General features: G+C 71.0%; 29 protein-coding genes. 11 read left to right on the top strand and 18 right to left on the bottom strand.

Annotation, left to right across the window (positions count from 1 at the left end; translation table 11 throughout):
* Positions 1 to 47: 47 nt before the first annotated feature.
* Positions 48 to 1,610, bottom strand: a complete 1,563-nt coding sequence (locus tag BLU22_RS04290) for a methyl-accepting chemotaxis protein (protein WP_090212390.1) — start codon at positions 1,608 to 1,610, stop codon at positions 48 to 50.
* A gap of 148 nt (positions 1,611 to 1,758) precedes the next feature.
* Here BLU22_RS04290 and mutM point away from each other — a divergent pair, with 148 nt between their 5' ends.
* From mutM to BLU22_RS04275, 3 genes are all read left to right on the top strand, one after another.
* Positions 1,759 to 2,571, top strand: coding sequence for a bifunctional DNA-formamidopyrimidine glycosylase/DNA-(apurinic or apyrimidinic site) lyase (gene mutM / locus BLU22_RS04285; protein ID WP_090212389.1), 813 nt, complete (start codon positions 1,759 to 1,761; stop codon positions 2,569 to 2,571).
* A 74-nt stretch (positions 2,572 to 2,645) separates the two neighbouring features.
* Positions 2,646 to 2,978 (top strand): multidrug transporter, encoded by a 333-nt coding sequence (locus BLU22_RS04280; RefSeq protein WP_090212387.1) that lies wholly within the window; start codon positions 2,646 to 2,648, stop codon positions 2,976 to 2,978.
* 132 nt (positions 2,979 to 3,110) lie between these two features.
* A complete protein-coding gene (locus BLU22_RS04275; protein WP_090212386.1) occupies positions 3,111 to 4,982 on the top strand; it encodes a Na/Pi cotransporter family protein in 1,872 nt (623 codons plus the stop codon).
* Positions 4,983 to 5,048: 66 nt separating this feature from the next.
* On the opposite strand, the gene BLU22_RS04270 is transcribed toward BLU22_RS04275, so the two are convergent.
* The 6 genes from BLU22_RS04270 to BLU22_RS04245 all read right to left on the bottom strand — a co-directional run bounded on the left by BLU22_RS04270 (position 5,049) and on the right by BLU22_RS04245 (position 11,064).
* The gene (locus tag BLU22_RS04270; RefSeq protein ID WP_090212384.1) at positions 5,049 to 5,300 is read right to left on the bottom strand and encodes a YfhL family 4Fe-4S dicluster ferredoxin; all 252 of its coding nucleotides are present in this window, start codon (positions 5,298 to 5,300) and stop codon (positions 5,049 to 5,051) included.
* Positions 5,301 to 5,406: 106 nt separating this feature from the next.
* Positions 5,407 to 5,886 (bottom strand): pantetheine-phosphate adenylyltransferase, encoded by a 480-nt coding sequence (coaD, locus tag BLU22_RS04265; protein WP_090212381.1) that lies wholly within the window; start codon positions 5,884 to 5,886, stop codon positions 5,407 to 5,409.
* A 76-nt stretch (positions 5,887 to 5,962) separates the two neighbouring features.
* Positions 5,963 to 7,555 (bottom strand): GGDEF domain-containing protein, encoded by a 1,593-nt coding sequence (locus tag BLU22_RS15230; protein ID WP_090212379.1) that lies wholly within the window; start codon positions 7,553 to 7,555, stop codon positions 5,963 to 5,965.
* Between the two features lie 79 nt (positions 7,556 to 7,634).
* Complete coding sequence (gene rsmD, locus BLU22_RS04255) at positions 7,635 to 8,234, bottom strand: 16S rRNA (guanine(966)-N(2))-methyltransferase RsmD (RefSeq protein WP_090212377.1); 600 nt, start codon at positions 8,232 to 8,234, stop codon at positions 7,635 to 7,637.
* Positions 8,234 to 9,715: a M16 family metallopeptidase gene (locus BLU22_RS04250; protein WP_090212375.1), complete on the bottom strand. Its 1,482-nt coding sequence runs from the start codon at positions 9,713 to 9,715 to the stop codon at positions 8,234 to 8,236. Before BLU22_RS04250 ends, rsmD begins: the two co-directional genes overlap by 1 nt.
* On the bottom strand, positions 9,712 to 11,064 hold the full coding sequence (locus BLU22_RS04245) for a M16 family metallopeptidase (protein WP_090216255.1): 1,353 nt from the start codon (positions 11,062 to 11,064) through the stop codon (positions 9,712 to 9,714). Before BLU22_RS04245 ends, BLU22_RS04250 begins: the two co-directional genes overlap by 4 nt.
* Positions 11,065 to 11,184: 120 nt before the next feature.
* Between BLU22_RS04245 and ftsY the strand changes: the two genes are divergently transcribed.
* The 4 genes from ftsY to rpoH all read left to right on the top strand — a co-directional run bounded on the left by ftsY (position 11,185) and on the right by rpoH (position 15,163).
* Positions 11,185 to 12,534 (top strand): signal recognition particle-docking protein FtsY, encoded by a 1,350-nt coding sequence (ftsY, locus tag BLU22_RS04240; protein ID WP_090212373.1) that lies wholly within the window; start codon positions 11,185 to 11,187, stop codon positions 12,532 to 12,534.
* Positions 12,531 to 13,199, top strand: coding sequence for a cell division ATP-binding protein FtsE (ftsE, locus tag BLU22_RS04235; protein ID WP_090212372.1), 669 nt, complete (start codon positions 12,531 to 12,533; stop codon positions 13,197 to 13,199). Before ftsY ends, ftsE begins: the two co-directional genes overlap by 4 nt.
* Positions 13,199 to 14,209, top strand: coding sequence for a permease-like cell division protein FtsX (gene ftsX / locus BLU22_RS04230; RefSeq protein ID WP_090212371.1), 1,011 nt, complete (start codon positions 13,199 to 13,201; stop codon positions 14,207 to 14,209). The genes ftsE and ftsX overlap by 1 nt, the downstream gene beginning before the upstream one ends.
* Positions 14,210 to 14,308: 99 nt before the next feature.
* Positions 14,309 to 15,163, top strand: coding sequence for an RNA polymerase sigma factor RpoH (gene rpoH / locus BLU22_RS04225; RefSeq protein WP_090212369.1), 855 nt, complete (start codon positions 14,309 to 14,311; stop codon positions 15,161 to 15,163).
* Between the two features lie 184 nt (positions 15,164 to 15,347).
* On the opposite strand, the gene mtgA is transcribed toward rpoH, so the two are convergent.
* A complete protein-coding gene (gene mtgA / locus BLU22_RS04220; protein ID WP_090212368.1) occupies positions 15,348 to 16,046 on the bottom strand; it encodes a monofunctional biosynthetic peptidoglycan transglycosylase in 699 nt (232 codons plus the stop codon).
* A 109-nt stretch (positions 16,047 to 16,155) separates the two neighbouring features.
* Between mtgA and BLU22_RS04215 the strand changes: the two genes are divergently transcribed.
* From BLU22_RS04215 to trmB, 4 genes are all read left to right on the top strand, one after another.
* On the top strand, positions 16,156 to 16,536 hold the full coding sequence (locus BLU22_RS04215) for a DUF423 domain-containing protein (protein WP_090212366.1): 381 nt from the start codon (positions 16,156 to 16,158) through the stop codon (positions 16,534 to 16,536).
* Between the two features lie 80 nt (positions 16,537 to 16,616).
* Positions 16,617 to 16,817 (top strand): sulfur carrier protein ThiS, encoded by a 201-nt coding sequence (gene thiS, locus BLU22_RS15140; protein WP_197676771.1) that lies wholly within the window; start codon positions 16,617 to 16,619, stop codon positions 16,815 to 16,817.
* Positions 16,818 to 16,874: 57 nt separating this feature from the next.
* Positions 16,875 to 17,672 carry a thiazole synthase gene (locus tag BLU22_RS04210; protein ID WP_197676770.1) on the top strand — a complete coding sequence of 266 codons (798 nt, stop codon included), beginning with the start codon at positions 16,875 to 16,877 and terminating at the stop codon, positions 17,670 to 17,672.
* A gap of 83 nt (positions 17,673 to 17,755) precedes the next feature.
* Entirely contained in the window at positions 17,756 to 18,478 is a 723-nt protein-coding gene (gene trmB, locus BLU22_RS04205) for a tRNA (guanosine(46)-N7)-methyltransferase TrmB (RefSeq protein ID WP_090212365.1), read from the top strand.
* 67 nt (positions 18,479 to 18,545) lie between these two features.
* Here the strand turns inward: trmB and BLU22_RS04200 are convergent, their stop codons facing one another.
* The 10 genes from BLU22_RS04200 to BLU22_RS04155 all read right to left on the bottom strand — a co-directional run bounded on the left by BLU22_RS04200 (position 18,546) and on the right by BLU22_RS04155 (position 25,394).
* Positions 18,546 to 18,869, bottom strand: a complete 324-nt coding sequence (locus BLU22_RS04200) for a DUF3392 family protein (protein WP_090212363.1) — start codon at positions 18,867 to 18,869, stop codon at positions 18,546 to 18,548.
* A 29-nt stretch (positions 18,870 to 18,898) separates the two neighbouring features.
* A complete protein-coding gene (gene hemW / locus BLU22_RS04195) occupies positions 18,899 to 20,074 on the bottom strand; it encodes a radical SAM family heme chaperone HemW (protein WP_090212362.1) in 1,176 nt (391 codons plus the stop codon).
* Positions 20,071 to 20,667 carry an RdgB/HAM1 family non-canonical purine NTP pyrophosphatase gene (gene rdgB, locus BLU22_RS04190; protein ID WP_090212360.1) on the bottom strand — a complete coding sequence of 199 codons (597 nt, stop codon included), beginning with the start codon at positions 20,665 to 20,667 and terminating at the stop codon, positions 20,071 to 20,073. Before rdgB ends, hemW begins: the two co-directional genes overlap by 4 nt.
* Positions 20,664 to 21,083 (bottom strand): DUF4426 domain-containing protein, encoded by a 420-nt coding sequence (locus BLU22_RS04185; protein WP_090212359.1) that lies wholly within the window; start codon positions 21,081 to 21,083, stop codon positions 20,664 to 20,666. Before BLU22_RS04185 ends, rdgB begins: the two co-directional genes overlap by 4 nt.
* 26 nt (positions 21,084 to 21,109) lie before the next feature.
* The gene (gene metW, locus BLU22_RS04180) at positions 21,110 to 21,700 is read right to left on the bottom strand and encodes a methionine biosynthesis protein MetW (protein WP_090212356.1); all 591 of its coding nucleotides are present in this window, start codon (positions 21,698 to 21,700) and stop codon (positions 21,110 to 21,112) included.
* Positions 21,701 to 21,715: 15 nt separating this feature from the next.
* Positions 21,716 to 22,855: a homoserine O-succinyltransferase MetX gene (metX, locus tag BLU22_RS04175; protein ID WP_090212355.1), complete on the bottom strand. Its 1,140-nt coding sequence runs from the start codon at positions 22,853 to 22,855 to the stop codon at positions 21,716 to 21,718.
* Between the two features lie 69 nt (positions 22,856 to 22,924).
* Positions 22,925 to 23,230 carry a DUF167 domain-containing protein gene (locus BLU22_RS04170; protein WP_090212353.1) on the bottom strand — a complete coding sequence of 102 codons (306 nt, stop codon included), beginning with the start codon at positions 23,228 to 23,230 and terminating at the stop codon, positions 22,925 to 22,927.
* Complete coding sequence (locus BLU22_RS04165; RefSeq protein ID WP_090212351.1) at positions 23,230 to 23,823, bottom strand: YggT family protein; 594 nt, start codon at positions 23,821 to 23,823, stop codon at positions 23,230 to 23,232. Before BLU22_RS04165 ends, BLU22_RS04170 begins: the two co-directional genes overlap by 1 nt.
* 9 nt (positions 23,824 to 23,832) lie before the next feature.
* A complete protein-coding gene (gene proC, locus BLU22_RS04160; protein WP_090212349.1) occupies positions 23,833 to 24,651 on the bottom strand; it encodes a pyrroline-5-carboxylate reductase in 819 nt (272 codons plus the stop codon).
* Positions 24,652 to 24,686: 35 nt separating this feature from the next.
* Positions 24,687 to 25,394, bottom strand: coding sequence for a YggS family pyridoxal phosphate-dependent enzyme (locus BLU22_RS04155; protein ID WP_090212348.1), 708 nt, complete (start codon positions 25,392 to 25,394; stop codon positions 24,687 to 24,689).
* Positions 25,395 to 25,460 lie beyond the last annotated feature (66 nt).

The raw sequence follows: 25,460 nt of genomic DNA, 5'->3' as shown, positions 1-25,460 counted from the left end.
CACGCCGTCGCCGTCGCCGGCGTGCGGCGGGTGGCGGGTGTGCGGGGTCAGGCGGCGCGCGGCGCGTCGATCTTGAAGGCGGCGACCTGCTGCTGCATCCGCTCGGCCTGTTCTTCGAGGGCCGCGGCGGCGGCGCGCGACTGTTCGACCAGGCTGGCGTTGTGCTGGGTGGTGCCGTCGAGCTGGCCGATGGCGCCGTTGATCTGCGCGAAGCCGCTGCGCTGCTCGCCGGTGGCGGCGGAGATTTCCTGCATCAGCCCGGCCAGCTGGTGGATGGCCGCCACCGCCTCGCCGATGGTCCGTCCGCTGTTCTCGGCCTGGCGGGTGCCCTGCTGGATGCGCTCGCCGATGTCCTCGATCAGCGCGCGGATCTCCTGCGCCGAGGCGGCGCTGCGGCTGGCCAGGCTGCGCACTTCCTGGGCCACCACGGCGAAGCCGCGGCCCTGCTCGCCGGCCCGCGCCGCCTCCACCGAGGCGTTGAGGGCGAGGATGTTGGTCTGGAAGGCGATGCCGTCGATGACCCGGATGATGTCGTTGATGCGCTGCGAGCTGTCGGCCAGCGCGCGCATCAGCTGGATGTTCTCCTCGACGTCGCGACCGCCGCTCTGCGCGGTGCGCGCGGCGGTGGCGGCGAGGCTGTTGGCCTGGGCGGTGGCCTCGCTGGTCTGCTGCGCGCTGGCGCTGACCTGCTCCATGCTGGCGGCGGTCTGCTGCAGGGCGGCGACCTGTTCCTCGGTGCGCGCGGCCAGCTCCTGGCTGCCGATCAGCACCTCGTGGGCGCGCTGCAGGACGTTGTCGCTGCTGTGGTGCAGCGAGCCGACCAGCGCGCCGAGCTTGTGGTTGGCGCTGCCCATGGCGGCCAGCAGGCGACCGGTCTCGTCCTGCCGGCGGCTCTGCGGCGCATGGGTCAGGTCGCCCTCTGCCAGCCGGCGGGTCGCCTCCAGGGCGTCGCGCAGCGGCGCGGTGATGCTGCGGGTGATGCGCAGCGCCAGCACGGCGGCGGCCAGCACCGCCAGCACGGCGAAGCCGAGCAGGCCCAGGCGCGCGTTGCGGGCCTGGACGCCGGCCCGCTGCTCGGCGGCTTCCAGCTGGGCGAGGGCGCTGGCGTCGATGGCCGCGGCGCTGGCGTCGAGGCGGTAGACCTCGTCCTTGTACCGGCCCATCGCGGCGTTGGCGGCGGCGGCGCCGTCCAGTTCGCCGTCGGCGATGCGCAGCGCCACCGCGGCGAAGCCGCTGGCGTAGCCGTCCAGCGCGCGGCGGGCGTCCCGGTACTGCTCGCGCAGGGCGCTGTCGCCGGCCAGGGCGGCGCCCTGTTCGAGGGTGGCGGCCAGGCTCTGCCGGGTGCTGTCCCAGCGGCGCCGGTAGTCGGCGACCTTGTCGCGCGCGGCGAGGTTGATGAAGCTGTCCTTCTCGAAGCGGCGCAGTTCCAGGGCCAGGCGGCGCACTTGGGCGGCGTTGTGGGTCAGGCCGGCGTTGTGGCGCAGGTCGTGCGTCGAGTCTTCCAGCGCGGCGAGTCCGTACAGGCCGACGCCGAGGGCGACGACGAGCAGCAGGACCAGGCTGGCGAAGGCGATGCCCAGGCGGGCGGCGATGGATTGGCGGGTCAGCATGGCGGGGTATTCCAAGGGCACGGCAAGATTGCAGACTGGTTACATCGGCCGCCAAGGTGCGATCTTGAGCTTTTGGCGCCAAAAGACCGACTTTACTGCTGCGACAATCCTGCTATGTTGGCGCACCCTGCTGTTGCGGTGCCGCACCATGCCCGAATTGCCCGAAGTCGAAACCACCCGCCGCGGCATCGCCCCGCATCTGGAAGGCCGCCGGGTGACCCGCGTGATCGTCCGCGAGCGCCGCCTGCGCTGGCCGGTGCCGGAGGATCTCGACGTGCGCCTGTCCGGCCAGCGCATCCTGCGGGTCGGCCGGCGCGCCAAGTACCTGCTGATCGAGGCCGAGTGCGGCACGCTGATCGGCCATCTGGGCATGTCCGGCAGCCTGCGGCTGATCGAGGCCGGGCTGGCGGCGGAGAAGCACGCCCACGTCGACATCGAGCTGGATTCGGGGCTGGCGCTGCGCTACCACGATCCGCGGCGCTTCGGCGCGCTGCTGTGGAGCGCGAACCCGCTCGAACACGAGCTGCTGCGCCGGCTGGGGCCGGAGCCGCTGGGCGAGGCGTTCAACGGCGAACGGCTTTACCAGCTGTCGCGCGGGCGCTCGATGGCGGTCAAGCCGTTCATCATGGACAACGCGGTGGTGGTCGGGGTCGGCAACATCTACGCCACCGAGGCGCTGTTCGCCGCCGGCATCGACCCGCGCCGCGAGGCCGGATCGATCTCCCGCGCCCGCTACCTGAAGCTGGCCGAGGAGATCAGGCGCATCCTCGCCGCCGCCATCGACTGCGGCGGCACCACCCTGCGCGATTTCGTCGGCGGCGACGGCAAGCCCGGCTATTTCCAGCAGACCCTGCTGGCCTATGGCCGCGGCGGGCAGTTCTGCACGGTCTGCGGCGGCACCCTGCGCGAGGTCAAGCTGGGCCAGCGGGCCAGCGTCTACTGCCCGCGCTGCCAGCGTTGATGGGCTTCACGCAGGCGCGGCGCGCGACGCTGCTATAGTCGGGGCAGCCCGTCATTGCGCAAAGGACCCCTGCCATGCCCCGCCTCCGTTCCCTGCTTCCCGCCCTGCTGCTCGGCGCCGGTTTGAGCCTGCTGCCGTTGCAGGCCAGCTTCGCCGCCGCCAGCGCCGGCAGCGACCCGATGTACCAGGCCGACGCGCCGCGTGCCTATTCGATGGTCGCCGACCTGCTGATCGCCCGACCGCTGCTGATCGCCGGTACGGCGCTGGGCGCAGCGGTGTTCGTGGTCACCCTGCCGTTCAGCGCGCTGGGCGGCAACGTCGAGGAAGCGGGCGATGCGCTGGTGATCGAGCCGGGCCGCGAGGCCTTCGTGCGCTGTCTGGGCTGCGCCAGCGGCTACCAGCGCTGAGTCGCGCGCGGCGCACCTTGCGCCCGCGCCCGCCTCGCCAGGGCGATTGTCCGGCCAGCGTCCGTCCCCCTCCCTGACGCTTCATCTTTCGGTCACAATCGCCGGCCGCCCCGTCGACAGGGGCGGCTCATCATGCTCAGGAGGGAAGCCTTGTCCAAATACTCATCCAACACGATCGTCATCTGGCTGCTGCTCGCGGCCCTGGCCGTGTCGTTCTGGTTCAGCGCCGGCTGGACGCGGCTGGCCGGCGGCCTGGCGCTGTTCCTGTTCGGCATGCAGTGCCTGGAGGAGGGCCTGCGCCTGCTGGCCGGCGGCGAGCTGGAACGCTTCCTGGCCAGGGCCACCGACCGCGCCTGGAAAAGCCTGAGCTTCGGCGTGCTGGCCACCGTGACGGTGCAGTCCAGCACCCTGGTGTCGCTGCTGACCATCGCCTTCCTCGGCACCGGGCTGATCGGCCTGGGCGCCGGCCTGTGCATCGTGTTCGGCGCCAACCTCGGCACCACCAGCGGCATCTGGCTGCTGGCGCTGGCCGGGCAGAGCGCCAGCCTCGGCGACCTGGCCCTGCCGCTGGCGGTGTTCGGCATCCTGCTCGGCTTCAACGGCCCGCGCAGCAAGGGCGTCGGCCGGGTGCTGCTGGGCATCTGCTTCCTGTTCTTCGGCATCGACCTGATCAAGGGCGGCTTCAGCGACGCCACCGAGATGTTCGACCCGGCGCAGTTCAAGGTGCCGGGGATCCTGGGCATCCTGCTGTTCGTCGGCATCGGCGCGCTGGTCACCGCGGTGGTGCAGTCCAGCCACGCCAGCCTGATGCTGGTGCTCACCGCGCTGTCCTCCGGGCAGATCGACGTCGACCAGGCCTTCGCCCTGGCCATCGGCACCAACGTCGGCGGGGTGGTCACCGCGGTGGTCGGCGCGCTGGGCGGGGCGCGTGCCGGGATGCGCCTGGCGCTGGCCAACGTGATCTTCAACCTGGTGGTCGCCGTCCTCGCCCTGCTGCTGCTGCAGCCGCTGACCGCGCTGGTGCTGCTGATCGCCGCGCAGCTCGGCTTCGCCGGCAACGCGCTGCTGGAGCTGGCGCTGTTCCACACCCTGTTCAACGGCCTGGGCGTGCTGCTGTTCCTGCCTCTGCATCGACGTCTGGCTACGGCGCTGGAGCGCTGGCTGCCGGAGGTGGCCGAGCCCCACGTGCTGATCGCCGCGGTGCAGGGCAGCGCCGCGCCCGAGGCGGCCAAGGTGCCGACCCGCGCCCGCTATCTGGACGACAACGCGCTGGACTCGGCGGACGCCGCGGTGCAGGCGGTGGCCCGCGAGCTGCAGCACCTGGCGCGGCTGAGCCTGGAGGTGATCTGCCACGCCCTGTACCTGCCGATCGACCAGCTGCGCAGCGCGCAGATCGACGAGCACGCCCTGCGCGAATCGGCGCAGAGCGCCAGCCGCGGGCTGGACGCCGACCAGCTCTACCAGCAGCACATCAAGGGCGTGTACAGCGACCTGGTCAGCTACATGGGCCGCCTCAAGGCCAACCTCGACGACGCCCACCAGCAGGCCTGGATCGCCAGCCAGGTGGTGGCGCTGCAGCTGGTCGACGCGGTGAAGGACGCCAAGCACCTGCAGAAGAACCTCGGCCGCCAGCTCAACGGCCAGTCTGCGGCCTTCAGCGCCGCCTACGCCGACCTGCGCCGGCACATGCTCTGGGTGCTGCGCGAGATCCGCACCATCAGTCTGCTCGACCTGCCCACCGAGGCGCTGCGCGCCCGCCTGGAGCTGTTCGACGGCGAGGCGGCGCGCTTCGACGCGCAGTTCCGCGAGCGGCTGTTCGTCGCGGTGCGCGAGAAGGGCCTGGACGGCATGCAGGCCAGTTCGCTGATGAACGACCTGGGCTACGCCAGCCGGATCAGCCAGAGCCTGCGCAACGTGCTGATGCTGGGGCTGGGCGAGGCGCGCGAGCTGCTGCCGCAGCTGCCGTTCCGCAGCGAGGACGAGGCGCCGCTGATCCATCTGTAAGCGGCGCACAATGCAAAACGCCGGCCTACCCTCGCGGGTGGCCGGCGTTCTTGCCTGGGCGGGGACTCAGGCCTTGCCGCTGATGATCAGGTACTTCTGCATCAGCTCGTCGCGGCTTTCCACGTGGTTGGGGTCGAGCGGGATGCAGTCCACCGGGCAGACCTGCTGGCACTGCGGCTCGTCGTAGTGGCCGACGCACTCGGTGCACAGGTTGGGGTCGATCTCGTAGATCTCCTCGCCCTGGGAAATCGCCCCGTTGGGGCATTCGGGTTCGCAGACGTCGCAGTTGATGCAGTCGTCGGTGATGATCAGGGACATGGGGCAACTCCTGGAACAAAGGCCTTGGTTGCCGCCATTTTGCCGCAAGCGCCGCCGCCCTGCACCCGCCGCGCGGTCGCAGGGCGGCGGCGCGGCGATTTTGCGCTCAGACCTGCAGGCGTTCGCGCAGCGCCTCGGCCACCGCCGGGTGGACGAACTTGCTGATGTCGCCCTTGAGGGCAGCGATCTCGCGCACCAGGGTCGAGGAAATGTACGAGTAGTGCTCGGCCGGGGTGAGGAACAGGCTTTCCACCTGCGGCGCCAGCTGGCGGTTCATGTTGGCCAGCTGGAACTCGTACTCGAAGTCGGACACCGCGCGCAGGCCGCGGATCAGCACGTTGGCCTGCTGCTCATGGGCGAAGTGCGCCAGCAGGGTGGAGAAGCCGACCACCCGCACGTTGGGCAGGTGGGCGCAGACCACGGAGGCCAGCTCCACGCGCTTTTCCAGGCTGAACAGCGGATTCTTCTTGGAATTGACGGCCACCGCGACGATGACTTCGTCGAACAGCCGGGCGGCCCGTTCGATCAGGTCGCCATGGCCTTTGGTGATCGGGTCGAAGGTGCCGGGATAGAGCGCTCGGTTCATCCTGTTGTCCTGATTGTTGTGCGGCGCGGAAGGCCGGATGGTAGCGCAGCGTCCGTGACAGCTCCAAGCGCCGCGCTCAGGGCGCCGGCGGCGCCTCCAGGCAGGCGCGGTCGCGGCCGCCGGCCTTGGCCCGGTACAGCGCGCGGTCGGCGCGTTGCAGCAGGGTGGCGCCGTCGCCGCCCCCCGCGCAGGCCGCCACACCCAGGCTGACGGTGACCGCGCCGGCCTGCGGGAAGGGCTGGCTGCGCACCTGCTCGCGCAGCGCCTCGGCCAGCTGCGCGGCCTGTTCGGCATCGGTCGCCGGACACAGCACCACGAACTCCTCGCCGCCGAGCCGGCAGAACTCGTCGCCGCGGCGCAGGCGCGAGGCGATGCGCCGGCACAGCTCCTGCAGCACCAGATCGCCGACGTCGTGGCCGAAGCCGTCGTTGATCCGCTTGAAATGGTCGATGTCGAGCATGACCAGCGCCAGCGGGCGCTGCTCGCGCTGGCTGCGCGCCAGTTCGGCCTCGAAGCGTTCGAGGAAGTAGCGGCGGTTGTGGATGCCGGTCAGCGGGTCGGTGATGCTCAGGGCGCGCAATTCGGCGGTGCGCTCGGCGACCAGGGCGAGGGCGCGACGGCGCTGGCTGAGCAGCACCCACAGCAGGATGGCGAGCAGCAGGCTGAGCAGGGTGCCGGTCAGCAGGGCCAGCCAGGGCGAGTCTTGCGGCAGGTTGCCCAGCAGCTCGGGCGTGGGGCGCACGTCGAGGCGATAGGTATTGCCGCCGACCGAGAAGCGGCCCTGCCAGTGCAGCGGACTGTCGGCCGCCTGGCCGCTGCGGTAGATCGGCGCGTCGCTGCCATGCCCCTCGGTCAGGTCGTACAGCTCCAGGGCCAGTTGCGTGCGCAGCGGTGTGCCGAGGCTGTCCTCCAGCCACTGGCGCAGGCTCATGCCGTTGGCCAGCATGCCCTCGGGCGGGGTATCCGCCGTGTGGGCATGACGCTTGTGTAGCGGACGTACCGGGGTGATCAGGATCAGTCCCTGGCTGTCCTCGGGGGCCGGGCCGACCAGCCGCACGCTGCGGCTGATCCGCGTCTGGTCGCTGGCCAGGGCGCGCAGCATGGCCTCGCGGCGCGGGCCGGGGGACGCCAGGTCCAGCCCGAGCGGCAGATTGGCCAGCTTGCTGTTCTGCACGAACAGCAGCGGATAGTGCATGCCCCGTGGCTGCAGCGGCTTGAGATTGCCGAGCGGGTCCACCTCGATCAGCCGGAAAGTGCTGCCGACCTGGACCCGCGCCTGGGCGCTGAAGCGCTCCATGCGCTGGCCAGCGTCGCTGCCGGAGAGGTCCAGGTGCGGCGCCCAGACCAGCGCCAGGTTGTCGCGCAGCAGGGGTGCGGTGAAGTGGCGGAATTCGTGCAGGTCGACATCCTGCGAGGCTTCCATGAAGTAGCGCACCGACTCCAGGTCGCGCACGCGCTCGTCGAGGCGCTCGTGCAGGCGGACGAGGCGCGCTTGCGCCAGGTGCTCGAACTGAGTGCGCGCCAGCAGCTGGTCGTGGTCCTGCAGGCGTGTGGCGATCAGCACGGTCAGGCCCAGGCCGAGCAGCAGGAGCAGGCCGCTGAACACCCACTGGCAGCGGTGGGTGCAGAAGGCTGAACTGGTGTCGGGGGCGGGGGAAGCTGGCGGCATGTGGACATCCTGTGACGGTCGCCATGCATGATGGCAAAAGACCGCCGGAGCATACGCGCCGCCCTATCCGTCTGTCATGTCAGGGCCGCTGGCGCTGCCAGAGGGCGTAGTGGACCTGGCCGGTGTGCTTTTCGCGGTGCAGGCGCCAGTTGCCCGGCAGGCCGAGGGTCGAGGGCGCGCTTTCGCTCTCGGTGTAGATCCAGGCGTCCGCCGCCAGCCAGCCGCGGCTCTCCAGCAGGGCGCAGGCCGGGGCGAGCAGTTCCTTGTGGAACGGCGGGTCGAGGAACGCCAGGTCGAAGGGCGTCGCGGCGTCCTGCTGCAGGCGCTGCAGGGCGTCGCCCTGGCGCACCTCGGCGCCCTCGGCGCGCAGCAGGGCGAGGTTGTCGCGCAGCGCGGCGGCGGCGGCGGGGTCGAACTCCACGGCCAGGGTGCCGGCGGCGCCGCGCGACAGCGCTTCGAGCAGCAGCGCGCCGCTGCCGGCGAAGGGGTCGAGCACCCGGGCGCCTTCGACGTAGGGCGCCAGCCAGTTGAACAGCGTCTCGCGCACCCGGTCCGGGGTCGGGCGCAGGCCCGGCGCCTCGGGGAAGTTCAGGCGCCGCGAGCGCCACTGGCCGCCGATGATGCGCAGCTGGCCCAGGCGGGCGGCGGGGCGGGCGGGTCGTGCGGGGGATCTGGCCATCAGTGCTCCGGTATGCCGGCAGGTTGCGCGGCGGGGCGTTCCAGGGGCGGCGGCAGCGGCTGCTGGTCGACCGTCGGGCCGGCGCTGACCACCACGAAGGCGTCGTCCCTGAGGTGGCGGGCCATGGCCGCGCGCACCTGGGCGACGTCGAGCTGCTGCACCTGGTTCATGAAGTCTTCCAGCGCGGTGCTGGGCAGGTCGTAGAAGCCGATGGCGCCGAGCTGGGCGACGATGTCGGCGTTGCTGGCGGTGGACAGCGGGAAGCTGCCGGCCAGTTCGCGCTTGGCCCGGGCCAGTTCCGCCTCGCTCGGCCCGCTGGCGACGAACTCGCGCACCAGCTGGCGTACCAGTTCGAGGGTCGCCTCGCCCAGTTCGGCGCGGGTCTGCACGTTGATCATGAACGGCCCGGCGACCTGCATGGGGGTGAAGGCCGAGTAGATGCCGTAGGTCAGGCCGCGCTTCTCGCGCACTTCCTCCATCAGCCGGGTGCCGAAGCCGCCGCCGCCGAGGATCTGGTTGCCGACGTAGAGCGCGGCGTAGTCCGGGTCGCGGCGCTCGATGCCGAGCTGGGCGAGCATCAGGTGGGTCTGCTGGGAGGGGAACTCGATGTGCTCGCGCTGCGCGGCCGGCGCCTCTGGCGCGGGCGGCGGCGGCAGCGCCGGGCCGCGGGGCAGCGCGGCGGAGAGCTGCGCGGCGATGGCCTCGGCCTCGCCGCGCGAGAGGTCGCCGACCAGGGCGATCACCGCGTTGCCGGCGGCGTAGGCGCGGGCGTGGAAGGCGCGCAGCTGCGCCTGCTGCAGGGTCGGAATGCTGCGCTCGGTGCCGTCGCTGGGCGAGGCGTAGGGGTGCTCGCCGTAGAGCTGGCGGAACAGCGCCCGGCTGGCCAGCTTGCCGGGGTTCTGCTTCTGCTGTTCGAGGCCGGCGAGGATCTGGTTCTGGACCCGCGCCAGGGCGTCGGCCGGGAAGCTCGGCGCGCCGACCACCCGGGCGAACAGCGCCAGCGCCGGCGTCCGCTGCTCGGCGGCCGACAGGCTGCGCAGCGAGGCGACCGCCATGTCGCGGTAGGCGCCGTTGCCGAAGCGCGCGCCGAGGCCCTCGAAGCCGGCGGCGATGGCGCTGGCGTCCAGGCCGTCGACGCCCTCGTTGAGCATGGCGTTGGTGAGCAGCGCGAGGCCGGCCTGGCCGGCGTCCTGGCTGCTGCCGGCGGCGAAGGTCAGGCGCAGGTCGAACATCGGCAGTTCGCGGGCCTCGACGAACAGCACGCGGGCGCCTTCGGCGGTCTGCCAGCGCTGGATGTCCAGCGCCCGGCGCGGCGGCGCCTGGCTGTCCAGGGCGGCCAGCGAGGCGATGCGCGGCGCTTCGGCCGCAGGCGGAGCGCTGCCGGCGCCGGCCGGGGTCTCGGCGGCCGGACGGGCGATCAGCAGCAACAGGCCGAGCAGCGCGGCCAGGACCACGACCAGCCACAGGTGGCGCTTGTTCATTGCGGGGTCTCCTTGGGCAGCACCTGCGCCAGGGTCAGGCGCTCGCGCTGGAACAGGCGGCGCGCGGCGGCCTGGATGTCGGCGGCGCTGACCGCGCGCAGGGCGGCGAGGTCTTCGTCGAGCAGTCGCCAGGACAGGCCGACGGTTTCCAGCTGGCCGATGCTGGTGGCCTGCTGGGCGATGGAGTCGCGTTCGTAGACCAGCCCGGCGATCACCTGGGCCTGCACGCGGGCCAGTTCCTCGGTGCTCGGCGGGCTGGCCTTGAGGGCTTCCAGCTCGGCCCACAGGCCGGCCTCGACCTGCTCCAGGGTCTTGCCCTTCTGTACGTTGGGCGTCGCCGAGAGCACGAACAGGCTGTCGCCGCGGGTGAAGGGGTCGTACCAGGCCGAGGCGCCGGCGACCAGCTCCTGCTCGCGCTCCAGGCGGCTGGGCAGGCGGGCGCTGTAGCCGCCGTCGAGCAGCGCGGCGATCAGGCGCAGGGCGTGGACCTCGCGGGGATTGTCGGCGCTGCTCAGGCCCGGCACGTTGAAGCCCATCAGCAGGCTGGGCAGCTGGGTGCGCACCTGCAGGCTCAGGCGCCGCTCGCCGAGGCTCTCCACTTCCAGCGGCGCCTTGGCGGTCGGCAGCGGGCGGCTCGGGATGGCGGCGAAGTGGCGCTCGGCGAGGGCCTTCACCTCGTCGCGGGCGACGTCGCCGACCACCACCAGGGTGGCGTTGTTGGGGCTGTACCAGGCGTCGTGCCAGCGGCGCAGGTCGTCGATGTCCATGCGCTGCAGGTCGCGCATCCAGCCGATGGTCGGGTTGCGGTAGCCGCTGGCCGGGTAGGCGGCGGTCTTGAAGCGCTCGTAGGCCAGCGACGAGGGGTTGTCCTCGACCCGCAGGCGGCGCTCCTCTTTGATCACCTCGATCTCGCGGGCGAACTCGTCGGCCGGCAACGCCAGGCTGGCCAGGCGGTCGGCCTCCATCTCCAGGGCGATTTCCAGGCGGTCGCGGGCCAGCACCTGGTAGTAGGCGGTGTAGTCGGCGCTGGTGAAGGCGTTCTCCTCGGCGCCCAGCTCGCGCAGGATGCGCGACGACTCGCCCGGGCCGAGCTTGCCGCTGCCCTTGAACATCATGTGTTCCAGGGCGTGGGACAGGCCGGTGAAGCCGGCGCTCTCGTAGCTGGAGCCGACCTTGTACCAGAGCTGGGAGACCACCACCGGGGCGCGGTGATCCTCGCGGACGATGACCTTGAGGCCGTTGTCCAGTGTGAACTCGTGGGTCGCTTGCGGCGCGGCGGCCTGGGCGGCCAGCGGCAGGCCCAGGGCAATAAGCAGCGCCGCGCTGAAGCGGCGTGTGAAGGCTGTCATGGCGGTCGACCTGTCGGAGCGGGCCGGCTTAGCGCCGGCGGGCATGGGGTGCTAGGATACCCAACCATTTTCCTGGCGGCCACGCCGGTGCGCGCCGCCCATTCGAGATGCAAGCCGCACATGTTTGGTTCCAAAGACGATAAGAAAAGCTCCGACAGCGGAGAGAAGAAAGGCCTGTTCGGCTGGTTCCGCAAGAAGGCGCAGCCCGAGGCCGTCGAGCCCGCGGCGGCGCCGCTGCCGAGCGCAGCGCCGGTGGAAGCGCCGGCCGCCGCTCCGGTCGAGCCCCCCGCCGTCGAACCCCCCGCCTTCGAACCCGAAGTCGCTCCGCAGGCACCGAGCGCTGCCCGCGAGGAGGTCGTCGCTGCGCCCGCCGCCATCGACATCCCGCTGCCCGTCGCACCGTCCGAGCCGCTCGCCGCGGCGCCGGTCGTCGAGCCGCCGCCGGCCGAAGTCCTTCCCGAGCCCATCCCCGAGCCCGAGCCGGCCCCCGTCGCCGCGCTCGCGGTTGCCGAGCCCGCGCCGGTCGAGGACAAGCCCGCCAAGCTGGGCTTCTTCGCCCGCCTCAAGCAGGGCCTGGCGAAGACCAGCGCGAGCATCGGCGAGGGCATGGCCAGCCTGTTCCTCGGCAAGAAGGCCATCGACGACGACCTGCTCGACGAGCTGGAAACCCGCCTGCTGACCGCCGACGTCGGCGTCGAGGCGACCACCGCGATCATGCAGAACCTCACCAAACGGGTGTCGCGCAAGGAGCTGGCCGACAGCGACGCGCTGTACAAGGCCCTGCAGGAGGAACTCACCGCGATCCTGCGTCCGGTCGAGCAGCCGCTGCGCGTCGAATCCCGCCAGCCCTACGTGATCCTGGTGGTCGGCGTGAACGGCGCCGGCAAGACCACCACCATCGGCAAGCTGGCCAAGAAGCTGCAGGACGAGGGCAAGAAGGTCATGCTCGCCGCCGGCGACACCTTCCGCGCCGCCGCCGTCGAGCAGCTGCAGGTGTGGGGCGAGCGCAACAAGATTCCGGTGATCGCCCAGCACACCGGCGCCGACTCCGCCTCGGTGATCTTCGACGCCGTGCAGGCCGCCAAGGCGCGCGGCATCGACGTGCTGATCGCCGACACCGCCGGGCGCCTGCACACCAAGGACAACCTGATGGAGGAGCTGAAGAAGGTGCGCCGGGTGATCGGCAAGCTGGACGAGTCGGCCCCCCACGAGACCCTGCTGGTGCTGGACGCCGGCACCGGGCAGAACGCCCTCAGCCAGGCGCGGCTGTTCCACCAGGCGGTCAACCTCAGCGGCCTGGCGCTGACCAAGCTGGATGGCACCGCCAAGGGCGGGGTGATCTTCGCCCTGGCCAAGCAGCTGCCGCTGCCGATCCGCTACATCGGCGTCGGCGAGGGCATCGACGACCTGCGCCCGTTCGAGGCCGAGGCCTTCGTCAAGGCGCTGTTCGCGGAGCAGGAGCGCGGATGATCCGTTTCGAGCAGGTGGGCAAACGCTACCCCAACGGCCATGTCGGCCTGCACGAGCTGAGTTTCCATGCCCGGCGCGGCGAGTTTCTGTTCGTCACCGGGCACTCCGGCGCCGGCAAGAGCACCCTGCTGCGCCTGCTGCTGGCCCTGGAGCGACCGACCAGCGGTCGGTTGCTGCTCGCCGGGCAGGACATCGGCGCGATCCGCAACGCCGAGATTCCCTACCTGCGCCGGCAGATCGGCGTGGTGTTCCAGAACCACCAGCTGCTGTTCGACCGCAGCGTGTTCGACAACGTCGCCCTGCCGCTGCGCATCCTCGGCCTGCCGCGCGGCGAGATCGCGCGGCGGGTCGGCGAGGCGCTGCAGCGGGTGTCGCTCAAGGACCTGGGCGAGGCCCTGCCCGCCGACCTGTCCAGCGGCCAGCAGCAGCGCGTCGGCATCGCTCGCGCGGTGGTCCACGAGCCGGCCCTGCTGCTCGCCGACGAGCCCACCGGCAACCTCGACCCGCGCCTGGCCGCGGAGATCATGGGGGTGTTCGAGGACATCAACCGCCTGGGCACCACGGTGCTGATCGCCAGTCACGACCTGGCGCTGATCGCGCGCATGCGTCACCGCCTGCTGACCCTGCAGCGCGGCCGGCTGATCGGCGACGGGGAGGCGGCCTGATGGGCGCCACCCGGCTGCCGCGCGGCAGCGTCGAGGGCAGCGCCGAGGCGCGGCAGAAGCGTCTGCCCGAGCGCGAGCCCGGCAGCGACTGGGGCGCCCTGCTGCGCGCCTACCTGGACAGCCACCGCGCCAGTCTGGCCGACAGCCTGCGCCGGCTGGCCGCGCAGCCGTTCGGCAGCTTTCTCACCTGCCTGGCGATGGGCATCGCCTTGGCCCTGCCGATGGGACTGGCGCTGCTGCTCGACAACGTCGAGCGCCTCGGCGGCTCCTGGCAGCGGGCCGCGCAGATTTCCGTGTTCCTGCGCCTGGAGCTGCCCGAGGCCGAGGGGCTGGCGCTGCGCGAGCGGATCGCGGCGCTCGATACGGTGCTGAGCGCCGAGTGGATCGGCCCGGCGCAGGCGCTGGAGAGCCTGCAGCAGCATTCCGGGCTGGGCGATGCGCTGCGCGAGCTGCCGGAGAATCCGCTGCCGGCGGTGGTGCTGGTCACCCCGCAGGAGATCGACAAGCCGGCCCTGGAGGCGCTGCGCGCCCGGCTGGCGGCGTTGCCCGGGGTCGAGCAGGCGCAGCTCGACCTGCTCTGGGTCGAGCGCCTCGGCGCCATCCTGCACCTGGGCGAGCGCTTCGTGTTCGGCCTGGCGGTGACCCTGGTGCTGGCCCTGCTGCTGGTGATCGGCAACACCATCCGCCTGCACATCGAGAACCGCCGCGCCGAGATCGAGGTGATCAAGCTGGTCGGCGGCACCGACGGCTACGTGCGCCGGCCGTTCCTCTACAGCGGCGCGCTGTACGGCGGCGGCGCCGGGCTGGTCGCCTGGGGCGGTCTGGAGGTCGGGCTGGGCTGGCTGAACCAGTCGGTGGTCGGCCTGTCCGGCCTCTACGGCAGCGACTTCGCCCTGGCCGGCGTGCCGCTGGCCGACGGCCTGTCGCTGCTGGCCGGCGCCCTGCTGCTCGGCTGGGTCGGCGCCTGGCTGGCGGTGGCCCGCCACCTGCGCGCGCTGGCCCCGCAGTAGGGCCAGAGCGCGCCGTGCGGGAACATTTCCCGCCAATTCCCTGTCTGAATGGCGCAGTGCTATAGTCCTGCGCTGATTCGGCAACCTCGGAGGATGTCCATGTCCACGTCTCTGCAACCTGTCCATGCCCTGGTCCCCGGCGCCAACCTGGAGGCCTACGTGCATTCGGTCAACAGCATCCCGCTGCTGTCGATCGAGCAGGAGCGCGAGCTGGCCGGGCGTCTGTACTACGCGCAGGATCTCGAAGCGGCTCGCCAGCTGGTGCTGGCCCACCTGCGCTTCGTGGTACACATCGCCCGCAGCTATTCCGGCTACGGCCTGGCCCAGGCCGATCTGATCCAGGAAGGCAACGTCGGCCTGATGAAGGCGGTCAAGCGCTTCAACCCGGAGATGGGGGTGCGCCTGGTGTCCTTCGCGGTGCACTGGATCCGCGCCGAGATCCACGAGTTCATCCTGCGCAACTGGCGCATCGTCAAGGTCGCCACCACCAAGGCGCAGCGCAAGCTGTTCTTCAACCTGCGCAGCCAGAAGAAGCGCCTGGCCTGGCTGAACAACGACGAAGTCCACGCGGTGGCCGCGAGCCTGGGCGTCGAGCCGCGCGAAGTGCGCGAGATGGAAAGCCGCCTGTCCGGTCAGGACATGGCCTTCGACCCGGCCAGCGACGCCGACGACGACACCGCCTTCCAGGCGCCGGCGCACTACCTGGAAGACAACCGCTACGATCCGGCCCGCCAGCTGGAGGAAGCCGACTGGAGCGACAGCGCCAACGCCAGCCTGCACGACGCGCTGGACGGCCTCGACGAGCGCAGCCGCGACATCCTCTACCAGCGCTGGCTGGCCGAGGAGAAGGCCACCCTGCACGAGCTGGCGGCCAAGTACAACGTTTCCGCCGAGCGCATCCGCCAGCTGGAGAAGAACGCCATGAACAAGCTCAAGGGCCACCTGCTGGCCTGACGCCGGTTCGCCCCGCGACCGCCGAAGCCGCCTCTCTGCAGGCGGCTTCGGCGTTTCTGCGGGATGTCATCTGCTCCTGTCGCTCGGCAAGCCTGACTCGGCCGACCGTCGCCGGATACGCCCCTTGCTCCCGCGCGCTCCGCTGTGCCCGGCGCGCGATCCGGGCGGCGCGGCCGCGCTGACGCTACAGGCGCTGCAGGTAGCGGCTGCCGCCGAGCTGGCCGATCTGCTGGCGGATCCAGTTGGCGCGCCGGCTGACATAGGCGCTGGGTCGCCCGGCGCTCCAGGCGCGCGGGTTGGGCAGCACCGCGGCGAGCAGGCTGGCCTCGTGGCGGCTCAGGTGGCGGGCGCTCTTGGCGAAGTGGTGCTGTGCCGCGGCTTCGGCGCCGAACACCCCGTGGCCCCACTCGGCGCTGTTCAGGTAGACCTCGAGAATCCGCTGCTTGGGCCACAGCGCCTCGATCAGCACGGTGAACCAGGCCTCCAGCGCCTTGCGCGTCCAGCTGCGCCCGGACCATAGGAACAGGTTCTTGGCCACCTGCTGGCTGAGCGTGCTGGCCCCGCGCAGGCCGGCGCCGCGCTCGTTGTGGGCCAGCGCGGCGCGGATCGCGTCGAGGTCGAAGCCGTGGTGGCTGGCGAACTTCTGGTCCTCGGCGGCGATCACCGCCATCTTCAGGTCGTCCGCCAGCGCCGTCCACGGCCGCCACTGGCGCTGCAGGTCGAGGGGCTCGCCGGCCAGCCAGGCCTCGATGCGGCGCTCGACCATCAGCGCGCTGCCCGGCGGCGGCAGCCAGCGCAGCGCCAGGACGGCGAGCACGCTGGCCAGTACGGCGCCGAGCAGCAGGCGGGCGAGGAGGCGGGACAGGCGACGAAGCTTGGGCATGCGGCACCGCAGTGGTCGGGTCGAGGGGCAGTATAACGGCAGATGCGGGTTTGCCAGCCAGGCCGGCGACGGCGATCATGGGCGCCCGTTCCTGCGCCGGAGTCCGTCCATGTCGCGCCCCTTCGTCCTGCTCGCCGCGCTGTTCGGCCTCACCGGCGTCGCCCTCGGCGCCTTCGCCGCCCACGGCCTGCGCGCCCGGCTGAGTCCCGAGTACCTGGCCGTGTTCCAGACCGGCGTGCTCTACCAGCTGATCCACGCCCTGGCCCTGCTCGGCGTCGGCGCGCTGGCCCTGCACTGGCGCTCGCGGCTGCTCGGCGCGGCCGGCGTCCTGTTCGTCGCCGGCATCCTGCTATTCTCCGGCAGCCTCTACCTGCTGACCCTGAGCAGCCTGAAGCTGGGCATGGTCACCCCGCTGGGCGGGCTGTGCTTCATGCTCGGCTGGCTGTGCCTGGCGCTGGCCGCCTGGCGGGCGCGGCCGCGCGGCTTCTGAAGCGTCCGCCCGGCGCCTTGGTGATCCCCGGTCAAGGGCGCTAGAATGCCGCCTTTCCCCGAGTTTGCGAGCGGATACCCATGCACATTCAGCTCAATGGCGAAGCCCTCGACCTGCCCGACGGCCTGTCCGTCGCCGACCTGCTGGCGCGGCTCGACCTGGCCGGCAAGCGCGTGGCGGTCGAACTCAACCTCGACATCGTGCCGCGCAGCCAGCACGCCACCACACTGCTGGGCGACGGCGACCGGGTCGAAGTGGTGCATGCCATCGGTGGCGGCTAGTCGCCGCTGCCGTTCCCGACCTTCTCCCGCCCGAGCCTGCCCGCAGAGGAACTCCCGATGAGCCCGTCTTCCCCGATCGACACGCCGCTGGTCCTGGCCGGCCGTACCTACCATTCGCGCCTGCTGGTCGGCACCGGCAAGTACAAGGACCTCGACGAGACCCGTCTGGCCATCGAGGCCTCCGGCGCGGAGATCGTCACCGTCGCGGTGCGCCGCACCAACCTCGGCCAGAATCCCGACGAGCCTAACCTGCTCGACGTGATCAGCCCGGACAAGTACACCATCCTGCCCAACACCGCCGGCTGCTACGACGCCGAGGAGGCGGTGCGCACCTGCCGCCTGGCCCGCGAGCTGCTCGACGGCCACAACCTGGTCAAGCTGGAAGTGCTGGCCGACCAGAAGACCCTGTTCCCCAACGTCATCGAGACCCTCAAGGCCGCCGAAGTGCTGGTCCGTGACGGTTTCGACGTGATGGTCTACACCAGCGACGACCCCATCGTCGCCCGCCAGCTGGCCGAGATCGGCTGCATCGCGGTGATGCCGCTGGCCGGCCTGATCGGCACCGGCCTGGGCATCTGCAACCCCTACAACCTGCGGATCATCCTCGAGGAAGCCAAGGTGCCGGTGCTGGTCGATGCCGGGGTGGGCACCGCCTCCGACGCCGCCATCGCCATGGAGCTGGGCTGCGAGGCGGTGCTGATGAACAGCGCCATCGCCCACGCCAGGCACCCGGTGCTGATGGCCGAGGCGATGAAGCACGCCATCGTCGCCGGCCGCCTGGCGTATCTTGCCGGGCGCATGCCGAAGAAGCTCTACGCCAGCGCCTCCTCGCCGCTGGAAGGGCTGATCCGCTGATCCATCCGGGCGGCGCAGGCGTCGCCCGCCCCCTCCGCGCGCCCTGCCCGACGGCAGGGCGCGCCTGTCTTTCAGGAAGCAGCATGACCGACGAAATCCAACAAGCGCCGGAGACCGCCGGCGATGCGCCGCGGATGCGCACCATCAAGAGCTTCGTGATGCGCGCCGGGCGCATGACCGACGGCCAGCAGCGCGGCCTCGACCTGGGCTGGCCGAAGTTCGGCCTGCAGCTGGAAGACGGCCTGCGCGACTTCGACCAGGTGTTCGGCCGCCAAGCGCCGCGCACCTTCGAGATCGGCTTCGGCATGGGCCACTCGACCCTGGAGATGGCGGCGAGCGCTCCCGAGCAGGACTTCATCGGCGTCGAGGTGCACAAGCCGGGCGTCGGCGCCCTGCTGTCCGGCGCCCTGGCGCAGAACCTCTCCAACATCCGCGTGTACAGCTGCGATGCGCTGGAAGTGCTGCGCCAGTGTGTGGCCGACGCCAGTCTGGACCGCGTGCTGCTGTTCTTCCCCGATCCCTGGCACAAGGCCCGCCACCACAAGCGGCGCATCGTCCAGCCGGCGTTCGCCGAGCTGGTGCGCGAGAAGCTCAAGGTCGGCGGCGTGCTGCACATGGCCACCGACTGGCAGCCCTACGCCGAGCACATGCTGGAGGTGATGAACGCCGCGCCCGGCTACCACAACCTGGCCGAGGACGGCGCCTACGTGCCGCGCCCGCAGGAGCGTCCGGTGACCAAGTTCGAGCGCCGCGGCGAGCGCCTCGGTCACGGGGTGTGGGATCTGAAGTTCCAGCGCGTCGAGTGAGACGACGCCACCGAACACGACGAAGCCGGGCGATGCCCGGCTTCGTCGTGTTGGCGTCCGGGAAGGCTCAGCGCCGCTCGGCGAGCACGCCGACGGCGACGAAGGCGAGCAGCAGCGCCGGGCCCAGCGCGTAGTCGTTGAGCTGTGCCAGGGCCCTGGCCAGCCAGGGGCTGGCCTGCACGATCAGCAGTCCGTAGCCAACGGCGCAGAGCAGGACGAACAGCAGGGTACGCAGCAGGAAGTGCAGGCTGCCGGCCTGGCGCTGCAGCCAGGCGTTGCAGGCCGGCCCGAACAGCACCAGCAGCGCGGCGACCAGGGCCAGGGCGATCTCGTCGAGGTGCCCGCGGCACCAGCGCGACAGGGTGACGAACAGCTCCAGGACGGTATTCATGCGGACTCCTTGTCGGCGCAGTGGCGAGGCTAGTCGAGGAAGTGCTGCAGCAGGTCGTTGAGGAACAGCTGGCCGCGCGGCGTGGGGCGCAGGCGCTGCGGGTCGTGCTCCAGCAGCCCGGCGGCGCGCGCCGCGGCGCAGGCCGCCTCGATGCCGGCCAGCGGCAGGCCGGTGCGCTGCTCGAACAGTGCCGCCGGCACGCCCTCGGTAAGACGCAGGGCGTTCATCATGAACTCGAAGGGCAGCTCGGCCGCCTCCAGCACCCGCTCGCCGGCCTGGAAGCGCTTGGCCGGGTCGAGGTAGTCCTTGGGCAGGCGGGTCTTCCAGGTGCGGCGGATGCGCCCGTCGGGATCGCTGAGCTTGGCGTGGGCGCCGGCGCCGATGCCGAGGAAGTCGCCGAAGCTCCAGTAGTTGAGGTTGTGCCGCGCGCGGCGGCCGTCGCGCGCGTAGGCGGAGGTTTCGTACTGGACGAAGCCCTCGGCGGCGAGCAGCGCCTGGCCGGCTTCCTGGATGTCCCAGAGGATGTCGTCCTCGGGAATCTGCGGCGGCTGGCTCCAGAACAGGGTGTTCGGCTCCAGGGTCAGCTGGTACCAGGACAGGTGCGTCGGCTCCAGGGCGATGGCCTGGTGCAGGTCGGCCAGCGCGCCCTCGACATCCTGCCCCGGCAGGCCGTGCATCAGGTCGAGGTTGAAGTTGTCGAAGCCGGCCGCGCGGGCCATCTCGGCGGCGTGCACCGCTTCGAGGCCGTCGTGGATGCGCCCCAGCGCCTTGAGCTGCTCGGTCTGGAAGCTCTGCACGCCGATCGATAGGCGGTTGATGCCGAGGCGGCGGTAGTCGCGGAACTTGGCCTGCTCGAAGGTGCCGGGGTTGGCTTCCAGGGTGATCTCGATGTCGGCGGCGAAGGCCAGGCGGCGGTTCACTCCCTGCAGCAGGCGGTCGAGGGCGCGCGCGGAGAACAGGCTGGGGGTGCCGCCGCCGAAGAAGATCGAGGTCAGTTCGCGGCCCTGGGCGGCGGGCAGGTCGAGATCGAGGTCGGCGAGCAGGGCGTCGACGTAGGCGTCCTCGGGCAGCTCGGGGCCGGCGGCGTGGGAGTTGAAGTCGCAGTACGGGCACTTGCGCACGCACCAGGGGATGTGCACGTACAGCGCCAGCGGCGGCAGGCGCAGCAGCCCCGGCGTGGCCGGGGCGGGAGCGGCGCGGCTCAAGCCAGGCCCAGCCGCTGCTTGAGCTGGACCATGGCGCGGGCGCGGTGGCTCAGGCGGTTCTTCTCGGCGGCGGGCAGCTCGGCGCTGGCGCAGTCGCACTCCGGCACCCAGAACAGCGGGTCGTAGCCGAAGCCGCCGGCGCCGCGCGCCTCGAAGAGAATGCGCCCGTGCCACAGGCCTTCGCAGAGGATCGGCAACGGATCGTCGGCGTGGCGCACCAGCGCCAGGGCGCAGACGAACTGCGCGCCGCGCTCGGCGTCCGGCACGTCGCGCAGCGCCTCCAGCAGCTTGGCGTTGTTGGCGGCATCGCCCAGCCCGCCGGCGTAGCGCGCCGAGTAGATGCCCGGCGCGCCGCCGAGGGCGTCCACCGCCAGGCCCGAGTCGTCGGCCAGCGCCGGCAGGCCGGAGATCCGGGCGGCGTGGCGGGCCTTGAGGATGGCGTTCTCGACGAACGACAGGCCGGTTTCTTCCGGCTCGACAGTGCTGAACTCGGCCACCGAGCGCACGCGCACGGCGTCGCCCAGCATGGCCTGGAGTTCCTTGAGCTTGCCGGCGTTGTGGCTGGCCAGCACCAGTTCGGTCAGGGCTTTCATTCGTCGGGGAACACTTCCTGGTTGAAGGTGAGGCTGTGGCTGACGCCGCCTTCCTGCACCTTGAGGTTGAAGGTCAGCACTTCGCGGTCGGTCATCTTGAACTGGCTGAGGTGGTAGGCGGCCTCGCCCTCGGTGACGCGGCGGAAGCGCAGCGACTGGGTCTGGCCGAGCAGGTTCTTCACCTCGCCGCTGACCTGGGCGGCCGGCACGGCCTTGCCGTCGCGCAGCACGGCGACGTTGAGCACGCCCTGGGTCTTGCTGCGGGTCAGCCCGGCGGCGGTGGCGATGTCCGGCTGCAGGAAGCTGGAGTTGAACACGCTGTAGTGGACTTCGAGGTCGCCGAAGCGCTGCAGGCGCTCGGCGGCGGCCGGCAGGGCCAGGCACAGGGAGAGCAGGAACAGGGTCAGACGGCGCATGGGGAATCTCCTTCAAGGGTCCGCGTTCAGCGGGTGATGCGGTAGATGCCGATCTCACCCAACAGATTAGGCCAGCGGCGGGTCAGTGCGTGCAGACGGTGGTCGCGATCCACCGCCAGGTGGTCGAGCACCCGCAGGCGCAGCTCGCGGCACAGCGCCTCGAAGTCGCGGAAGGTGCAGAAGTGGATGTTCGGCGTGTTGTACCAGGTGTAGGGCATGAACTCCGACACCGGCATCTCGCCGTGGCGCAGCAGGTACCAGCGGCAGCGCCAGTGGCCGAAGTTGGGGAAGGTGATGATGCAGGTCTTGCCGACCCGCAGCATGTCCTTGAGCAGGCGGTCTGGGTAGTGCACCGCCTGCAGGGTCTGGGTCATCACCACCACGTCGAAGCTGTCGTCGGCGAAGTGGTCGAGGCCCAGGTCCAGGTCCTGTTCGATGACGTTGACCCCGCGCTCCAGGCACAGGGCGATCTTGTCCGGGTCGCGTTCCAGGCCGTAGCCGTGGACGCCCTTGTGCTCGCGCAGCCAGGCCAGCAGCTCGCCGCTGCCGCAGCCGAGGTCGAGGACCCGGCTGCCGGCGGGGATCCACTCCTGGATGATTTCGAGATCGGCACGCATGGTCGGCAGCTTTCCTTATACGGCGATGCGGTTCATGTAGCGGGAGAAGCCCTGGATGTAGCGCGGGCTGGGAATCAGGAAGGCATCGTGGCCATGGGCCGACTCGATCTCCAGGTAGCAGACGTTCTTCTTCGCCTCGACCAGCGCGTCGACGATCTCCCGTGAACGGGCCGGCGAGAAGCGCCAGTCGGTGGAGAAGGAGATCACGCAGAAGTCGGCGCGCGCCGGGGCCAGGGTCTGCACCAGATCGCCGTCGTGGGCGGCGGCCGGGTCGAAGTAGTCCAGCGCCTTGGTCATCAGCAGGTAGGTGTTGGCGTCGAAGCGCCCGGAGAACTCCTCGCCCTGGTAGCGCAGGTAGCTTTCCACCTGGAACTCGACGCTGTGGAAGTCGTAGTTGAGCTGGTCGGTCTTCAGCTCGCGGCCGAATTTCTCGCCCATGCCGTCGTCGGACAGGTAGGTGATGTGGCCGACCATGCGCGCCAGCATCAGGCCGCGTCGGGGGATCGCGCCCTTTTCCTGGAAATGTCCGCCGTGGAACTCCGGATCGGTGAGGATCGCCTGGCGCGCCACCTCGTTGAAGGCGATGTTCTGCGCCGACAGCTTGGGCGCCGAGGCGATCACCAGGCAGTGGCGGATGCGCTCGGGGTAGCTGATGCTCCACTGCAGCGCCTGCATGCCGCCGAGGCTGCCGCCGATCACCGCCGCCCACTGGCGGATGCCGAGGGCGTCGGCCAGGCGCGCCTGGCTGTGCACCCAGTCCTCGACGGTGAGCACCGGGAAGTCGGCGCCATAGGCGCGGCCGGTGGCCGGGTTGCGGCTGCCGGGGCCGGTGGAGCCGTTGCAGCCGCCGAGGTTGTTGAGGCTGACGACGAAGAACTTGCGGGTGTCGATCGGCTTGCCGGGGCCGATGCAGCTGTCCCACCAGCCCGGCTTGCGGTCGTCGACGCTGTGGTAGCCGGCGGCGTGGTGGTGGCCGGAGAGCGCGTGGCAGATCAGCACGGCATTGCTGCGCTCGGCATTGAGCGTGCCGTAGGTTTCATAGACCAGCTCGTAGTCGGCCAGGTGGCGACCACAGGCGAGCGGCAGGGGTTCCTTGAAATGCAATACCTGGGGGCTGACCAGGCCGACGGAATCTTCAGGGAAGACGGATGGCACGGACCTGCTCCAGAAACGTGAAGGGCGCCAGTCTAAAGAGCGCGTCCCCCAGGGGCAAGGGCGCGGCCGCTACGGCCGGCGGGCGGCGGCGAGTTCGCCGGCCAGCTCGGCCGGCAGCTTCTGCGGCGCGCGGATGCGCACGCGTTTCTGCCGGTTCAGCTCGCCGCTTTCCAGGGTCACCTGGCTCTTGGCCACGCCGAAGGCCTTGCCGAGGAAGGCCAGCAGGTGGGCGTTGGCCTTGCCCTCCACCGGCGGCGCGGTGAGGCGGATCTTCAGCCGCTCGCCGTGCAGCCCGGCGAACTCGTCCTTGCTCGCCTTGGGCTGCAGGTGGCAGTCGAGGACCAGGTCCGCGCCGTCCCAGCGGAACCAGGCCATCAGCCCAGCAGGGCCAGCAGGCGCGGCATGCCGGTCATCACCATGAGGTTCTTGATCACCAGCATGTCGACCAGATTCAGCGCGATGAAGGCGAAGATCGGCGACAGGTCCAGCCCGCCGAGGCTGGGCAGCAGGCGGCGGATCGGCGCCAGCAGCGGCTCGCAGATCTGCCCGACCAGCTGGGCGCCGGGGTTGTGGCTGTGCGGCGCGACCCAGGAGAGGATCACGCTGGCGATCAGCGCATAGAAGAACAGCTTGATCAGCAGCGAGGTGACGCCGATCAGCGCCCAGACCAGCAGTTGCGGCAGTAGCGCGGCCTCGAAGAGGCCCATCAGCAGTAGGGTCAGCGCCATCAGCACGAGCTGGACGAGGATCGCCAGGGTCAGCGAAGCCAGGTCCAGCCCGCCGAAACCGGGGATCAGCCGGCGCAGCGGGTTGAGCAGCGGCTTGGTGGCCTTGACCGCGAACTGGCTGATCGGGTTGTAGAAATCGGCGCGCACCAGTTGCAGGACGAAGCGCAGCAGGACGATCAGCAGGTACAGGCTGCCGAGGGTCTGCAGTATATAGACGGCGGCGGTACTGAGTCCGTTCATCGGGGCTCCTTATTGGCCAAGTTGCTCGGCGAGCTGCGCCGAGCGGTGGGCGGCGGCGTGCAGCGCCTGATCGACCAGCGCTTCGAAGCCGCCGGCCTGGAAGGCGTTGATCGCCGCCTCGGTGGTGCCCTTGGGCGAGGTCACCCGGCGGCGCAGTTCGGCCGGATCGACGTCGCTTTCCAGCGCCATGCGCGCGGCGCCCAGCGCGGTCTGGCGGGCCAGCAGGCTGGCGGTGGCGGCGTCGAGGCCGAGACGCTGCCCGGCGGCGCTCATCGCCTCCATCAGCAGGAAGAAGTAGGCCGGGCCGCTGCCGGACACGGCGGTCACCGCGTCGATCTGTGCCTCCTCGTCCAGCCACAGGGCCAGGCCGACCGCGCCGAGCAGCTCGCCGGCCTGCTCGCGCTGCGCGGCGCTGGTGCGCGCGTTGGCGTACAGGCCGCTGGCGCCCTCGCGCAGCAGCGACGGCGTGTTGGGCATGCAGCGCACGATGGCCTGCTCGCCTAGCCAGCGCTCCAGGCTGGCGCAGGGGATGCCGGCGGCGATGGAGACGACCAGCGCGCCTTGCGGCAGCGCCGGGGCCAGGGCCAGGCAGACGTCCTTCATCACCTGCGGCTTGACCGCGAGGACCACGATGTCGGCGCCGGCCGCGGCGGCGGCGTTGTCTTCCAGCACGGCGATGCCGTGCTCGGCGGCGATGCGCTGGCGCTGCTCGGCGTGGGGTTCGCTGGCGACGATGCGGGCGGTGGGAACGCCGCGGGCCAGCAGGCCGCCGATCAGGCTGGCGGCCATGTTGCCGGCGCCGATGAAAGCGATGCGCGGATGGGTCATGGGCGGTTCCTTGTCTGTGCTGTGCGGGCGGGCGCTCAGGCGCCCGGCGTGGTCTGGCTCGGAGGCGGATAGGCGCGGGCGCCGAACAGCGCGCTGCCGATGCGCACCCAGGTGGCGCCTTCGGCGATGGCCGCTTCGAGGTCGTCGCTCATGCCCATCGACAGGGTATCGAGGGACTGCGGCAGGCCTTCCTGCAGTTCGCGCAGGCGGGCGAAGGCGGCGCGCTGGGCGCTCGGATCGGACGTCGGCTCGGGAATCGCCATCAGCCCGCGCAGGCGCAGGCTGGGCAGTGCGGCGACGGCGGCGGCCAGCGCCGGCAGCGCTTCCGGCGCGCAGCCGGACTTGCTCGCCTCGCCGCTGACGTTGACCTGCAGGCAGACGTTCAGCGGCGGCAGGTTGGCGGGGCGCTGGGCGGACAGGCGCTCGGCGATCTTCAGGCGGTCCACCGAATGCACCCAGGCGAAGTGCTCGGCCAGCGCGCGGGTCTTGTTCGACTGGATCGGGCCGATGAAATGCCAGGCGAGGTCCAGGTCGGCCAGCTCGGCCTGCTTGCCCAGGGCTTCCTGCAGGTAGTTCTCGCCGAAGTCGCGCTGGCCGCAGGCATGGGCCTCGCGCAGGGCGGCGGCCGGCTTGGTCTTGCTCACCGCCAGCAGGCCGACGCTGGCCGGCTCGCGGCCGGCGGCTTGCGCTGCCGCACGGATGCGGGCGCGGACCTTTGCAATATTGTCTGGGATCGTGGACATTTGTCTGCGCTGCCTGCCCGGTCGCTGCCTGTCCGCGGCATTCTACCCGCTTGTTTGTGATTGGGG

The sequence above is a fragment of the Pseudomonas guangdongensis genome (genome assembly GCF_900105885.1).
Taxonomy (GTDB): Bacteria; Pseudomonadota; Gammaproteobacteria; order Pseudomonadales; family Pseudomonadaceae; genus Geopseudomonas; species Geopseudomonas guangdongensis.
The sequence above is the reverse complement of the archived record's forward strand: the minus strand, read 5'-3'. Positions and strand labels throughout refer to the sequence as shown.

Excerpts from the sequence above, each read along its gene's own strand:
- BLU22_RS04290 (WP_090212390.1), bottom strand. The coding sequence starts at position 1,610 with ATGCTGACCCGCCAATCCATCGCCGCCCGCCTGGGCATCGCCTTCGCC.
- mutM (WP_090212389.1), top strand. The coding sequence starts at position 1,759 with ATGCCCGAATTGCCCGAAGTCGAAACCACCCGCCGCGGCATCGCCCCG.
- BLU22_RS04280 (WP_090212387.1), top strand. The coding sequence starts at position 2,646 with ATGCCCCGCCTCCGTTCCCTGCTTCCCGCCCTGCTGCTCGGCGCCGGT.
- BLU22_RS04275 (WP_090212386.1), top strand. The coding sequence starts at position 3,111 with ATGCTCAGGAGGGAAGCCTTGTCCAAATACTCATCCAACACGATCGTC.
- BLU22_RS04270 (WP_090212384.1), bottom strand. The coding sequence starts at position 5,300 with ATGTCCCTGATCATCACCGACGACTGCATCAACTGCGACGTCTGCGAA.
- coaD (WP_090212381.1), bottom strand. The coding sequence starts at position 5,886 with ATGAACCGAGCGCTCTATCCCGGCACCTTCGACCCGATCACCAAAGGC.
- BLU22_RS15230 (WP_090212379.1), bottom strand. The coding sequence starts at position 7,555 with ATGCCGCCAGCTTCCCCCGCCCCCGACACCAGTTCAGCCTTCTGCACC.
- rsmD (WP_090212377.1), bottom strand. The coding sequence starts at position 8,234 with ATGGCCAGATCCCCCGCACGACCCGCCCGCCCCGCCGCCCGCCTGGGC.
- BLU22_RS04250 (WP_090212375.1), bottom strand. The coding sequence starts at position 9,715 with ATGAACAAGCGCCACCTGTGGCTGGTCGTGGTCCTGGCCGCGCTGCTC.
- BLU22_RS04245 (WP_090216255.1), bottom strand. The coding sequence starts at position 11,064 with ATGACAGCCTTCACACGCCGCTTCAGCGCGGCGCTGCTTATTGCCCTG.
- ftsY (WP_090212373.1), top strand. The coding sequence starts at position 11,185 with ATGTTTGGTTCCAAAGACGATAAGAAAAGCTCCGACAGCGGAGAGAAG.
- ftsE (WP_090212372.1), top strand. The coding sequence starts at position 12,531 with ATGATCCGTTTCGAGCAGGTGGGCAAACGCTACCCCAACGGCCATGTC.
- ftsX (WP_090212371.1), top strand. The coding sequence starts at position 13,199 with ATGGGCGCCACCCGGCTGCCGCGCGGCAGCGTCGAGGGCAGCGCCGAG.
- rpoH (WP_090212369.1), top strand. The coding sequence starts at position 14,309 with ATGTCCACGTCTCTGCAACCTGTCCATGCCCTGGTCCCCGGCGCCAAC.
- mtgA (WP_090212368.1), bottom strand. The coding sequence starts at position 16,046 with ATGCCCAAGCTTCGTCGCCTGTCCCGCCTCCTCGCCCGCCTGCTGCTC.
- BLU22_RS04215 (WP_090212366.1), top strand. The coding sequence starts at position 16,156 with ATGTCGCGCCCCTTCGTCCTGCTCGCCGCGCTGTTCGGCCTCACCGGC.
- thiS (WP_197676771.1), top strand. The coding sequence starts at position 16,617 with ATGCACATTCAGCTCAATGGCGAAGCCCTCGACCTGCCCGACGGCCTG.
- BLU22_RS04210 (WP_197676770.1), top strand. The coding sequence starts at position 16,875 with ATGAGCCCGTCTTCCCCGATCGACACGCCGCTGGTCCTGGCCGGCCGT.
- trmB (WP_090212365.1), top strand. The coding sequence starts at position 17,756 with ATGACCGACGAAATCCAACAAGCGCCGGAGACCGCCGGCGATGCGCCG.
- BLU22_RS04200 (WP_090212363.1), bottom strand. The coding sequence starts at position 18,869 with ATGAATACCGTCCTGGAGCTGTTCGTCACCCTGTCGCGCTGGTGCCGC.
- rdgB (WP_090212360.1), bottom strand. The coding sequence starts at position 20,667 with ATGAAAGCCCTGACCGAACTGGTGCTGGCCAGCCACAACGCCGGCAAG.
- BLU22_RS04185 (WP_090212359.1), bottom strand. The coding sequence starts at position 21,083 with ATGCGCCGTCTGACCCTGTTCCTGCTCTCCCTGTGCCTGGCCCTGCCG.
- metW (WP_090212356.1), bottom strand. The coding sequence starts at position 21,700 with ATGCGTGCCGATCTCGAAATCATCCAGGAGTGGATCCCCGCCGGCAGC.
- BLU22_RS04170 (WP_090212353.1), bottom strand. The coding sequence starts at position 23,230 with ATGGCCTGGTTCCGCTGGGACGGCGCGGACCTGGTCCTCGACTGCCAC.
- BLU22_RS04165 (WP_090212351.1), bottom strand. The coding sequence starts at position 23,823 with ATGAACGGACTCAGTACCGCCGCCGTCTATATACTGCAGACCCTCGGC.
- proC (WP_090212349.1), bottom strand. The coding sequence starts at position 24,651 with ATGACCCATCCGCGCATCGCTTTCATCGGCGCCGGCAACATGGCCGCC.
- BLU22_RS04155 (WP_090212348.1), bottom strand. The coding sequence starts at position 25,394 with ATGTCCACGATCCCAGACAATATTGCAAAGGTCCGCGCCCGCATCCGT.